The organism is Psychrosphaera sp. B3R10 (genome assembly GCF_018861025.1).
Taxonomy (GTDB): Bacteria; Pseudomonadota; Gammaproteobacteria; order Enterobacterales; family Alteromonadaceae; genus Psychrosphaera; species Psychrosphaera algicola.
Genome location: NZ_JAHKQH010000045.1, coordinates 253,905 through 267,496, shown reverse-complemented (window position 1 = coordinate 267,496; position 13,592 = coordinate 253,905). Strand labels below are relative to the sequence as shown.

The following is a 13,592-nucleotide window of genomic DNA, read 5'->3' as shown; positions in this document are numbered from 1 at the left end:
GCCAATTAATTTGGATATGCACTCACCTACACACTTTTAACTATTTGGAGATGATTATGCCCTTAGCAATACTAGCCTTGGCACTAAGTGCCTTTGCGATAGGCACCACAGAATTTGTTATCGTAGGTTTGTTACCTACTATGGCTCAAGATCTTAATGTAACGATACCTTCTGCCGGATTACTGGTTAGTTTGTATGCACTTGGTGTTGCCATTGGTGCGCCTGTACTTACCGCACTGACGGGTAAGTGGAATAGAAAACACCTTCTTCTCACAGTAATGGGCTTGTTTATCATAGGGAACCTTGTTGCATGGCAAGCACCGAGTTTAGAAATACTTATTGTAGCCCGAATTCTTACAGGACTTGCCCACGGTGTTTTCTTTTCCATTGGGTCGACAATTGCTACTGGATTGGTGCCCAAAGAAAAAGCCGCGAGCGCTATTGCAATTATGTTTACAGGTTTAACAGTGGCCTTAGTTACAGGTGTGCCGCTCGGTACGTATATTGGCCAGCATTTTGGTTGGGAAGCAACTTTTTTAGCCGTTTCTGCATTAGGGCTAATCGCAATGTGTGGCAGTGCAATGTTAATTCCTAACAACCTCAAACAAGCAAAACCGGCGAAAATTTCAGAGCAATTAAAGGTACTGACACATCCAAGATTATTATTGGTGTATGCCATTACTGCGATTGGCTATGGCGGGACATTTGTCGCATTTACTTATTTGGCTCCGATCTTAAACAACATTACAGGACTGAATAGCAATGTTATCGGGTTAGTGATGTTGGTTTATGGAGTTTCAGTCGCCATTGGTAATATTTGGGGCGGAAAAATGGCTGATAAAATGGGCCCTATTAAAGCCTTAACGGTTATATTTAGCGGTCTAGCGATCATATTATTTACTTTTAGTTTTACTGCGGTCCACCCTATAGCCGCCATACTTACAATTTTAGTGTGGGGAGCATTTGCTTTTGGCAATGTCCCTGGTTTGCAAGTTTACGTTGTTTCTTTGGCCCAAAAGCACACACCTGATGCTGTCGATGTTGCGTCCGGTCTCAATATAGCCGCCTTTAATGTTGGTATTGCTTTAGGTGCATGGGGTGGCGGACTTATTGTAGCGGAGTCTAATTTAATTAATACAACTTGGGTAGGCGCAGTAGTAGTATTAGTTGCGTTAGTGCTCACTCGAATAAGCGGGTCATTGGACAACAAGGCTAACCTGTCTCTAATTGCTAAAGTAAGTTAAATTGCGGTTGAGTTAATTTAATGTCGAGTTTAGAAACCCAAAAGGCTACCAATCGGTAGCTTTTTTATCTCATTTACAAACGGGTTATTCCTCGAAGTGAGTGCCCCATCCGTCATATTCCAATCCAGACTTCTCTGCAAATGCCACCATGATTTCAACTTCTTCGAAGATGATAACTTCATCTAGTGGACATTCAGTTTCAACGTCAAAGCAAAAGACTTGCTCGCCATCTTCAGTCTCAGCGACTTCTAGTTCAGATAAGTCCCAACCATTGAGGAAACCTTGCTGCATAGCTTCATCGGCTTTTGTCGCATCGTCAGCAACAAAATGGTGCTCTATTACATACATAGCTTCTTCATTAGAGCCATCTTCTAGTAGTTGCTCTACGATGTCATTGGTAAATTGTTGCCAATCGATTTGTTCCATTACTTATGCTTCCTTTCTTTCAGAAGTTGCATTGGTTGGCGTTAACTCCGTATTTAATTCTTCGAGTTTTGCCGCCATTAAATTGTGTACGTGGTCAGCTTGTTCGCGAATATAGGTTTTATCATCTTGTTCAATTGCCACTGGCGGTAAATATTCGATGATAACTTTGCCATTATTCCAACGATTCAAATCAATCAATTCATGTGTATTACTAATTGCGACTGGAACAACAGGAACGCCAGCCATATGGGCCGTTCGGAACGCACCTGCTTTAAGCTTTAATAAACCACGACCTCGCGAACGAGTGCCCTCAGCAAATAGCCAAACAGAAATGTTTTGTTCTTTAATTTTTTTCGCCGCCTGGCTAATTGTGCCGTGGGCTTTATTTTTGTTTTTGCGGTCAATTAAGATATTGCCTGACAACCAATAAACTTGACCAAAAAATGGCATCCACTTAAGGCTCTTTTTACCAATACTAACGGTATTTGGTTGCACGGCGTTTGCAACTGTAAAAATGTCATACGTATTTTGGTGATTGCCAACATAAACAACAGGTGTATCTGGAATATTGTGCTCACCACGGATCTCGGTTTTCACCCCTAAAAAAGGCAAAAATAAACCATAGGTATGAGCTACATGCCATACGTTATTTGGCTTAAATGGTCTAACTACCATAAACAATAAAAGGTATAGGGTAGACAACACAAAAAATACCGCCAACATGAGTAGGCGAACTAATTTCAACACGTAGATTGCTCCAATAAAAAATAGGACGGCATTGTAACAAACTCAGCGTACACTCGTTAGCTAAATATTGCGCTAATGCCTATCTATAAAGCCAAATTAAATAGCAGCGTTGCCATCAGATTCGATTTGTTCAACGTCTGTCACCACAATTTCCTCGACTTCAATTTTGTCGACTCGTTGCAAACCACGTGGAAGTTTACTTCCTCTGCGTCCACGATCACCGCGATAATGTTCAATATCACGTTCACTCAATGTTAATTTACGCTTACCCGCATGTAACACAACGGCACTACCCTGCGGTACGACAACGAGTTGACGAACATATTCTTCGCGACTCGCAGAACGTGCCGAAGGAATATTGATGATCTTATTGCCTTTACCTTTGCTTAGTATTGGTAAATCTTTTAAAGGGAAAACCAACATACGGCCTTCATTGGAAATCGCTAAACACGAATCCGTTTCTATATCATAAACCGGTTGAGGTGCGTTTAATTTTGCCCCTGTTGGTAATTTAACAAGTGCTTTACCGGCTTTTTGTCGCGTCACCATATCTTCAAACGTACAAACGAACCCGTAACCTGCATCGGATGCGATTAAATATTGTTTGTCCATTTTGGCCATAATGACATGTTCAATCACTTCACCCGCGACAATACTAAATCGACCACTTAGGGGTTCCCCCTGACTTCTCGCCGACGGTAAGGTATGCGCCTCTGTCGAGAAACTGCGTCCAGAACTGTCGATAAACACGACTTGCTGATTACTCTTACCTTGGGCCGCATCTTTAAATCCATCACCAGATTTATAACTTAACCCTTCAACATCAATGCCATGCCCTTTAGCACAACGTGCCCAACCTTTGTCTGAAACCACCACCGTAATCGACTCACTTGGCACTAAGTCTTTGGCTGATATTGCTTTTGATTCACTGCGCACAACAATTGGTGAACGGCGGTCGTCACCATATTTTTCAGCATCTGCAGCAAGTTCTTTTTTAATGAGGTTACTTAACTTAACGCGAGAGCCTAATAGAGCTTCAAGGGTGTCACGTTCTTTTGCTAGTTCGTCCTGCTCACCACGAATTTTCATTTCTTCCAATTTGGCTAATTGGCGTAATTTTAATTCTAAAATGGCTTCTGCCTGAGTCGACGAGATAGCAAAACGTTCCATTAATACCGGCTTTGGTTTATCGTTCCCACGGATAATCTCGATGACTTCATCAATATTCAAAAAGGCTGTTAACAAACCTTCTAAGATGTGGAGTCTTGCTAAAATTTTATCGAGTCGATATTGCAATCTTCGGGTAATCGTTTCGCGACGATATTCTAACCATTCAGTTAATATCTGTTTAAGACCTTTAACTTTAGGTAAACCATCGAGTCCTAACATGTTTAAGTTAACGCGATAGTTCTTTTCTAGATCTGTTGAAGCAAATAAGTGCTGCATTACAGGTTCAATTTCAACGCGATTTGAACGCGGAACAATGATGATCCGAGTTGGGTTTTCATGATCTGATTCATCACGAAGATCGGTGATCATCGGTAGCTTTTTCGCCTGCATTTGAGCTGCAATTTGCTCCAACACCTTGCCACCAGAAACTTGATGCGGTAACGCGTTAATAACAATGTCACCGCTTTCTTCAACGTACGTCGCGCGCATTTTAATGCTGCCCTTGCCCGTCTCGTAAATTTTCGCAATGTCAGAAGATGGTGTAATAATTTCAGCTTCTGTCGGGTAATCTGGGCCCAGTACATAACCCATTAAGTCAGATAGCTCGGCTTTAGGGTCTTTGAGTAAGTGAATACATGCATTGGTCACTTCACGAATATTGTGAGGTGGAATATCAGTCGCCATACCAACCGCAATGCCTGTAATACCATTCAGTAGAATGTGAGGTAGACGTGCAGGAAGTGTTTTTGGCTCATCCATAGTGCCGTCAAAATTGGGTTGCCATTCAACGGTTCCTTGACCTAATTCGGATAATAGAAGTTCGCTAACTCGTGAAAGCCTAGCTTCGGTATAACGCATTGCAGCAAATGACTTAGGATCATCTGCAGCACCCCAGTTCCCTTGGCCATCAACCAAAGGGTAACGGTAAGAAAACGGCTGCGCCATTAATACCATCGCTTCATAACACGCACTGTCGCCGTGAGGGTGGTATTTACCTAAAACGTCGCCAACGGTACGAGCAGACTTTTTATATTTTGCGGTAGCCGACAGTCCCAATTCGCTCATTGCATAAATAATGCGTCGTTGAACAGGCTTTAAGCCGTCACCAATATGAGGTAATGCACGATCCATGATGACGTACATGGAATAATTTAAATATGCATCTTCAGTAAAGCGTCTAAGTGGCAGTTGTTCAACACCATCACTGCTTATGGTGGTCGTCACTTCGGTCATTCGTATTACCCTTTTATTATTATAATTCGGCGATATCCGAGTTTAGCGCAAGTCAGTTGAATAGAATTCTAACAGTTACTTTCAAAAACGACAGTCTTATCAACCGCCGTTGCTTGGATTTGTTTCAAGTGTGTTTTGGTCGCCGTTATCATTTGACTAATATCTGAAAACTCACAAGATTCAGCTACAACGACACACGCTGTTAATCCCAACTTATTTGATTGTATGGAAGCGTCACATTTATGCAACTGCAATCTAATTCGGTCGGCCAATATTTTTGCTTGTTGACGGTCAAAATCGGTGGCGACAACATAAAAAGTATCACCTTGTAATCGCCCTAAAATACAATTTGGCGGCAGTAATAAGGTTAAAGCCGCGACCATTTGTTGTAAAACTTGATCTCCACCTGATAACCCTTGGCTTTCATTGAGCTGCGCAAAATTATCTAGGTCGAATAACAAAAACGAAAATGGCGTTTGTTGCAAAAGTAATGGTTCAGTAATATCAGGCAACCCATTAATGGTGGGCAGGCCAGTTAAACTATCGGCAATGAGTAAGTTTGTAGGCTTAAAATGCCTAATATAAATCGTTATTAAACAAACGATAAGGATGACAAACAAGGCGGTGACTAAATTTGACTTCGCATCGATTAAACGACGAAGTTTGTCAAGGGTATTGTCGGCGTTAACTTGGGTTAACGCCAACTGCTGTTGTAAATTTTCTTTGCTTACCGCTAACAATTTTGATTCGTATGCTATTTTTTGTAGTTTTGCCTGACTCGCTTGTTCTATTGATAACTCTACGTACGCCGCAAGCTCTGCGGTAATGTCTATGTTGTCGTTAACATTGAATAATATGGACATGTAACGGGCATACCATTGAACATTATTTTGATATGGTATTTGGACAATTTCACTTTGCGCCTGCTGCCATTTTTCCTGCGCCATTAATATCTGAACTCGTTGCCCTATCAATTGATTATTTAGCTTTTGTGCATTTGGCATTGAATAGGCAAATCGTTGTAATTGTTTCGCCATTGTCCAAAAGTGCTGTGCTTCTTCAATTTTCTTCTGTTTAAGCTGTAATTCGACAATTGCTATCACTACCTCAAATTGTGCTGCTCGGTCACGAATGGCATGCGCTTGGTCAAATAATGATTGTAACAATGGCTCAACAGTTGAAAATTTACGCTCGATTAATAAGACATCAACTAACAAAAGAGACGCTTCGCGTGCAATATTTGGCAGAGATAAGTGAGATGCAATGTTTATTGCACTTTTGGCGGCGACTTCTGCTAAAAAGTACTCTCGGTTTTCTTTATGCCAACGAGCCTTTTCTAAATAGAAGACAATCTTAGTTATGTTATTTCCCTGTTTAACAGCCAAGTTTTCTGCCTTGGCGACCCAAGATTGTGCCTGGTCTAGGTCATTTAAGAATAAAAAATAGCTGGCTAACCTCTGACCGAACATAACCGCATCACGCACATTTTGATTTGAGATCGCAAAGTTAAAAGCCGCCTGAGTATATTCAATGGCGTGATAATAATTCCCTACCTGTTGATATAATTCAGCGAGTTCACTTGCATATTGTTGTTTTTCGGTATTGTCTAAGTTGGGCTCTAATTGATGTATTTCAACCATAGTTGCTATGGCTTTGTGAGGCATAGCTAAATGTTTTTGAAGCTGGGCTTTATGTGTCAGTAGCACCTTTTTTTGTTCTGGGGAAAGTGACGAACTCTCCTTCAAAAACCGGATTATTGACTGCAATACACGCTTTGGCCTTTCGTCCTGCTGTGAATCGATATAGCTAATCATGGCGGAAAAGTCAGCAAACTTTGCTGGCATCTGCTCAATTTCTAAGGCGTCAATAGAGCCAACAACGACCACTTTATCATCGTCAACAGAAGGCGAGTTTTGACTATAAGCAACTGAACTAACAATTAACAAAGTAAAAGCTGACATTATCTGCAACACAAATTTAAGCATTAATTTCAATCGCTCTATACAGTTATATCGATTAAACGTATGTCACTATTTTGGCAGGTAACGAGACAAAAACCAATCCGACTATTTTTTATTAGCTAAATACCTTCAACTTTAGACTTTGAAACGCAATGTTAAAGAGAACTAAAACGACAATGCCAAGCGAAAACCAATGGTGCCGCTTTTTCTGCTCTTGGCCATTTTCTCACGGCCCGTACTAGAGATGTTTTTCATTTTTTGGTGCCAAGCGCCCCCCCTGATCACGACATTTGAGCAATTGTTGATGTTCGGCCAGGGGTCGCCATAATATTGCTGCTGGTAATTCGGGGTCCAGCAACTTGCTGTCCACTCACTGACATTTCCAAGTAAGTCAAATACCCCTGATATTGAAGATGAATAACTCATAACCGGCGCGGTTCTACGTCCGAAGCTTTTACCAAAACAATCGGCACAATTGGCTTCTATTTCACCTAAAAGTAATTTTTCATTAAATGGGTCATCCACACCAAACTTGGCAGCATATTCCCACTCTAATTCTGTAGGTAATCGAAATTTGATATCAGATAGGCCATTAAGCCAAGGTATAAATTGTTTTGTTATTTGTTCATAACTGACTGACTCGACAGGACGCAGAGCATCAAGTGACGAACGTTTCACTGAGTCTAAGACACATGACTCACTGTCTACACAAAGTAGATACATTTCATTTGTTACTTCATGGGACATTATCGAAAAAGCCTCAACTGAGGTGACAATGACAGGCTTTGATTCTTTGCCAAATTGATTAGACCCGAGTTCTAATGAACCGCCTTCAAACCGAACCATTGCCCTTAACATTGATTCTACAATTTGTTTGTTGGTTTGTTCTGTCCTGTTAGCTTCAAATTCATCTAACACGCTAGGTTTATTACCGAATGCGACGCTTTTTGGTGCAACTCTTTTCAACCCTCGGTCTGCATTGATTGCCATTTCATTTGATTCAATAACAGTATATTCAGCAGGCGTTTGTGCAGCGCTCATCTGCTCAGTGGTTTTGTTTGCTCTTTTTTTATCAAAAGTTCCTGCGTCAATTTCAGATCCATTTATAGCCCCATTTTCCCCATCACTTTTGGTATTAAGTGACACCGCTAACTTTTTGAAATACTGCTCAATTGTTCCTGATGAATCGATAAATTGAGTTAATGTAAAACCACCAACCACCAAGGTAAATACAGCGACACTGGCCAATCTATATTTAGATGTTTGCAAAGGATTAAATTCAGAAAATACCTTTAGTTTACATAAGAGCAATAGCCCCAACGCCAAAACACCGACAATGGCAATTAAAAAGGCAATGTAAAGCTGGCTACTGCTAGATTGGGTTTGACTGAAGCTAAAATCATAAACCGACCGATTTGATTCTTGAGGCACTTGAAACCCCTCAGTTTCCTCCATTACGTCCAGCCTAACCCGTTGAAACAACTGTGATAAATTTATGCCCGGGGAGTCGATATGGGACAAAATAGCAGATACATAAACGCTATTTTCATTTCGTTTTCCGTCAAGAGATTGCTCCCCAGGACCGGTTCCAAAAGCCACAAAAAAGTTCGGTTTCACAATTTCAGTCCAACCGCCCACTTTGCTATTTAGTGAGGTGAAGGGTAAATCCCGGCAGGCATCTAAGATCACAATATTCAATAAGTTATTTTGTTGTTCAAGCTGTTCGGTCACCCATTGCATTGAGATAAATTGCTGTTCGATATCACGGTTATTCAATTCTTCTTTTTGCATCAATTGCGTATCAACGGGCACTAAATAATTCACTCTGTTTAGCTGAACACCATGACCCGCATAAAACACAGTTACTACAACGTTGTCGTTTTTCGCCTTCAAAACATTAATATCAGCGATAAACTCTGCAAACTTTGATTCAAACGCCCCTTTATTCGTGTTGTGGATTAGATGAGTTTGGAAACCAAGATCGGTAAGCTTGCGACTCATTGCCACACTGTCATTTATCGGATTGTCTAATTTCAAATCAGAGTCGTCGTAATTCGCATTGCCAATCACCAACGCGATTTTTTCTATTTTTGATCCAGCAAGACAATCCGTTTGCATCAACAAACAAGCAAAAATAAAGATAGCTAACTGGTTAATCATTTTATTTCCCACGCAATCTCCATCACTTATTACTGTACCAGCCAACTTAATTTTAAAGTTTGTCGACTATCGAAATGAGCCTATTGGTTTTATGACCAATCAATTTATTAATTAAGTACAAATTATTAATTAAGTACAAATTATTAATTAAGTACAAATTATTAATTAAGTACAAAAGCAATCTTTATGCCGATGTAAATTAGGCCTAAAGTTTGCAATACAGTGTTTACACTAATACGCTAACATCGAACGAGCTTAGGTCGATTTACAAACGCAAGTCGATGGTATAAACGGTTGATAAAAAGCAACAAAATTTAATGAGGGCATTTAAATGTCAAAAAACATTTCTATATTAGCGACCCTGTTATTGTCGTTTTTTTGTCAATCATTAATGGCAATGTCTTATATGGGGCTCGGGGTCGACAAATCTTTGGCGCAGGCAAAACAGCTCGCTTTATCTGATTTACAGCAAAATCTGTACGTCTACGTTGAAACTAAAACGCACGTTGAGCGAGGCACTCAAACAGCAAATTACTATCGACTAACCAGCAAATTGTCGTCGCAACTGCAGATTATGGGGACTCAAAACGATTGTTTACAGGTTAATAACGAACATCACTGCACCGTAGAGCTTGGCGAAGCACAGGCTGAACTATATGCGGCCAAAATAACTCGGCTGATTCGTCAAATTGATGAACTCTGGGAACTGACTAAAAAGTCATTAGGTAACGACAAGTTTGCACAATTACAGCAGCTGTTATTGCTGCATGAACAGCTCAAAACAATCGTTGTCGTTTATGAACTACTCGCTCCAAATACCCCCATTGACAGCCCTATTGTGAGTGAGCCACAAATTAATAGCGCTTTGGCTAATATTCAAAGTAGACCTTCCAATATTGACGAACTCGCTATTGCGATTGCAACTCCGTTAAAACAATACCGTCGTATATTTGTGAAACCATTCACCCCAATTGAATCGTTAGAAGTTACGCCATTTTCTAGAACACTCAGGGCAAAAATAATTTCGCATCTAGATGTTATTTCTGACCGAGACTATGCTTTTTACGAGCTAACAGGAAACTATTCGTATAATGAAAAGCACATCAACATTCAAAACAACTTAATTGCCCTAGTTAAAGAAAAAAACAAACAAATTGTCCATGCCAATAGCCAGCAATTGACATTAGGCGCAATTGCCAATTTAGATTACCTACCTAAATCATTAGAGTTTGACCAACAACTCATTAAAGAACATATAATTGGCAATGACTTCAAGATCCAGATTAAAACAAATAAAGGTTCCCGAGATTTGCTATTTGAAAAAGGCCAAACCGTTAAGTTACTGGTAAAGCTTTCGCATCCTGGCTATTTTTATCTCGTAGGTCACAGTCAGAATAGTCAAAAGTCACAATCATATTTAGTGGATTTAAATGACAGTAGCGATAATCAGAAATTCATTCACTACCTCGGAGTTGAACAAATTAACCGTTGGGTTGATATCGGTCAGTTTGACGTGACAGCCCCCTATGGCAGTGAATCGATTCAAGCGTTCGGCACACTCGACTACCCAGACGACAAGCTGCCAACTACGCAATTTGATGGGACTTATTACCTCATTAACGGCTCGTTTTCACAGGTTGCGAGGAAAACACGAGGTTTAGTTAGAAAATCAAGATCAAATAAACCTGAGCAACAAAAAATACTAGGCACACAAATAAAAAGTGACAAGCCAGTAATTACCGACAATACTTCGACAATTCGCGATGTAAATCTAAAGGAGAGTGCAAAATTGACGAAAAACAGTCAATTTAATACCCACGTCTTTGAAAACGCGATAAATACGAATAAAGTAGCGGAAGCCGTACTAAAGTTTACGACCTATGGATCAATGCCATAGCGTTGTCATATTCAAATCATATTATTAAGTTTAATTTTTAAGAGGAAGTTTCATGGAACAAGTAGTTAATTGGTTTTCAAATAACTCAGATCAAATAGTTGAATCTGGTATTCAGCTAGCTTATGCCATAGCGATTTTTATCGTTGGTAAAATGATTGCTCGTGCAATTAGTGGTTTGCTAGAAAAAGCGTTAAAGAAAAAGAATGTAGATAAAGCTGTAAGTGGCTTTTTAGGTAGCTTGGTTTATGCACTCGTCTTAGTGGCGGTTGTGCTAATGGCGCTGTCGCAAATTGGTGTACAAACAACGTCCTTTATCGCTATCTTAGGTGCGGCTGGTTTAGCCATTGGTTTAGCGCTAAAAGACTCGTTGTCAAACTTCGCATCTGGTGTTCTTATCATCATTTTAAAACCATTTAAAGCGGGTGACTTTGTCGAAGCGGCTGGCGTAGCTGGTAGCATTGTAAAAATTGAAATATTTTCAACTATATTTAAAACCGGTGACAACAAAGTTGTTATCGTCCCTAACTCTACAATCACAGGCGGCGCAATTGTTAACTATTCACGTGAAGCTACCCGTCGTGTAGATATGGTAATTGGCGTAAGCTATGACGCTGATCTTAAAGTTACTAAAAAGCTTCTAACTGATATCGTAACAAGTCATGAGAAAGTATTAGCTGACCCAGCTCCAACAATTGCTGTCGCTGAACTTGCAGATTCTTCTGTTAACTTCGTTGTTAGGCCTTGGACAAATACAGCTGATTTTTGGACAGTAAAATTCGATCTTACTGAACAAATTAAAATCGCTCTAGATGAAGCTGAAATCGGCATCCCTTACCCACAAATGGATGTTCACGTTCATAAAAACGACTGATAACATACATTGTCTTGTATTCAGACCGTAAATAAAAACCAGATATAAAAACTTATATCTGGTTTTTTTATGTCTAAGCGTCATCCGAATATTCTAATTAAGGCTACAACCTAAGCTTGCTCTTGCTCTTGCTTTTTTATTAATGCCAACAACTCTGCCATTGGCATCGCTTTACCAAATAACCAGCCCTGGGCAAACTCCACACCTTCATCTAGTAATGCTGAACGTTGCATTTCATTTTCAACGCCCTCGGCGACGATTTTTAAGTTCAGCTGTTTTGCAATATCCACAATATGAGGTATTAATGTTGAACGGATTGAACCATCTTCCATTTCACTGATAAAACTGCGGTCTATTTTCAGTGTATCGCAGCTAATGTCTCGTAATTGCTTAAGGTTTGAATAGCCAGTACCAAAGTCATCTACGGCAATTAAAAAGCCTTTATCAGAAAGTTTTTTAAGCGCTTTAGCACTGCTTCGAGTCGACAATTTTTCATCTTCTGTGATCTCAATAACGAGCTGCACCTTTGACTCTAACAATTCGGGTAATTTAAGGATTTCCAACACTTGTGAACTAGATATATCTTTAGCAAAAAAGTTGATGTTAAATTTAAACCCTTTCAATTCTGGGGCAATCAACTCTACATCTCTAAGCGTTTCTAAAATAACTTTTTCAGTAAATGACCAGGTAAGCTCCAATTTGTTAATTAGCGGTATAAATTCATCAGGATACACATGCCCCTGAATATCTTTATATCGAGCCAAAACTTCACACCCAACAATCTTGCCTGAGCGTAATTCAACTATTGGTTGGTAAAGGCAATAAAATGCATCATTGCCAAATCCACGCCTAATTCTTGATTTTATTGAGCGATATTTACGTAATTGTTTTCTAATTAACACGTAAAAAATTAACGATAAGCAAATAATAAGTAGGTAGGTTAAATTAAGACTTTGATGATAATGTTTATATAGCTGACCTTTGTCACTTAACAAGCCTATACAATAAGGTGCTTTTTTACTGCAACCAAAATTAGAATAGGTGGACAAATTATCAGGCTGAAATATGCCTTTTTCACCGACAATGTGAATGTTTTTTCCATTATCTTGATATACCAACTGCCAATGAAATTGGTTGTCCACTAAGCCATTTAAAGACTCATCTCTAATAACTGCGTTATAAGATTTTAAGCGGGCGATACTGGCTAAATATAGGTTATCAAATAGCGCAATATTATGGTTAACTGAAACTTCAAAACCGTTTAAACTCACATAGTCAGAATCAGCGGCATCTATCGGGTTGTCTAAGACGCCTAAGCCTGTTGTGCAAACCAACTTGCCATTGCGTATAAATCCAATGTCATTTATAAAGTTAGATTTAAACAACTCTCGACGCATTTGAATTAGTAAATCTTTGCTGCAATTTTGTTCGGGTATGTTGTTTAACTGATGCAGAGTATCGGCGACTTCTGAAATAATGATGTCTAACTTTTCAATGCCCGATTGGGCTTCTCTTACTAACTTCCTTTTAATATCATTTTCAAAATATAAAGACGCAGAAAACCACATTAAAACGGCTAAAATAACAACCGAAACTAATGCAACAACTCGGTCAAAAGACGCTGTGGAAGAACTTGACATACAATCCTTTTGTAAATGGTTATTACCTTTGAGCAATTCTATTAATGTTACTTAAAGAAGCAAAGCATTAATAATGCATTGAACTTGGTTTGACCATAACATTACCTTTTTAAGTAATTAAGACTAACTGATTTTTAACGCTTTCTTAACACCTTAATGCACTTATAATTGAAAATTTTAGCAAACAATTGAAATTTAGGTTACAAATTATCTACATAGATAAATTTATTTTACAGAGCTAAA

9 protein-coding genes are annotated in these 13,592 nt (G+C 39.3%); 3 read left to right on the top strand and 6 right to left on the bottom strand.

Features of this window, described 5'->3' with window-relative positions; genetic code table 11:
• Positions 1 to 56: 56 nt before the first annotated feature.
• Positions 57 to 1,244: an MFS transporter gene (locus tag KO525_RS18970; RefSeq protein WP_215965408.1), complete on the top strand. Its 1,188-nt coding sequence runs from the start codon at positions 57 to 59 to the stop codon at positions 1,242 to 1,244.
• 84 nt (positions 1,245 to 1,328) lie between these two features.
• On the opposite strand, the gene rraB is transcribed toward KO525_RS18970, so the two are convergent.
• The 5 genes from rraB to KO525_RS18945 form a co-directional block, all read right to left on the bottom strand.
• Positions 1,329 to 1,670, bottom strand: coding sequence for a ribonuclease E inhibitor RraB (rraB, locus tag KO525_RS18965; RefSeq protein WP_215965407.1), 342 nt, complete (start codon positions 1,668 to 1,670; stop codon positions 1,329 to 1,331).
• A gap of 3 nt (positions 1,671 to 1,673) precedes the next feature.
• The gene (locus tag KO525_RS18960) at positions 1,674 to 2,417 is read right to left on the bottom strand and encodes a 1-acylglycerol-3-phosphate O-acyltransferase (RefSeq protein ID WP_215965406.1); all 744 of its coding nucleotides are present in this window, start codon (positions 2,415 to 2,417) and stop codon (positions 1,674 to 1,676) included.
• Positions 2,418 to 2,513: 96 nt separating this feature from the next.
• The gene (gene parC, locus KO525_RS18955) at positions 2,514 to 4,820 is read right to left on the bottom strand and encodes a DNA topoisomerase IV subunit A (RefSeq protein WP_215965405.1); all 2,307 of its coding nucleotides are present in this window, start codon (positions 4,818 to 4,820) and stop codon (positions 2,514 to 2,516) included.
• A 68-nt stretch (positions 4,821 to 4,888) separates the two neighbouring features.
• Positions 4,889 to 6,781, bottom strand: coding sequence for a GGDEF domain-containing protein (locus KO525_RS18950; protein ID WP_215965404.1), 1,893 nt, complete (start codon positions 6,779 to 6,781; stop codon positions 4,889 to 4,891).
• A 165-nt stretch (positions 6,782 to 6,946) separates the two neighbouring features.
• Entirely contained in the window at positions 6,947 to 8,941 is a 1,995-nt protein-coding gene (locus tag KO525_RS18945) for an SUMF1/EgtB/PvdO family nonheme iron enzyme (RefSeq protein WP_215965403.1), read from the bottom strand.
• Positions 8,942 to 9,272: 331 nt separating this feature from the next.
• Here KO525_RS18945 and KO525_RS18940 point away from each other — a divergent pair, with 331 nt between their 5' ends.
• On the top strand, positions 9,273 to 10,838 hold the full coding sequence (locus tag KO525_RS18940) for a hypothetical protein (protein ID WP_215965402.1): 1,566 nt from the start codon (positions 9,273 to 9,275) through the stop codon (positions 10,836 to 10,838).
• Positions 10,839 to 10,890: 52 nt separating this feature from the next.
• Positions 10,891 to 11,709 carry a mechanosensitive ion channel family protein gene (locus tag KO525_RS18935; RefSeq protein WP_215965401.1) on the top strand — a complete coding sequence of 273 codons (819 nt, stop codon included), beginning with the start codon at positions 10,891 to 10,893 and terminating at the stop codon, positions 11,707 to 11,709.
• Between the two features lie 110 nt (positions 11,710 to 11,819).
• Here KO525_RS18935 and KO525_RS18930 read toward each other — a convergent pair whose 3' ends face one another.
• Positions 11,820 to 13,349, bottom strand: coding sequence for an EAL domain-containing protein (locus KO525_RS18930; RefSeq protein ID WP_215965400.1), 1,530 nt, complete (start codon positions 13,347 to 13,349; stop codon positions 11,820 to 11,822).
• Positions 13,350 to 13,592: the final 243 nt, after the last annotated feature.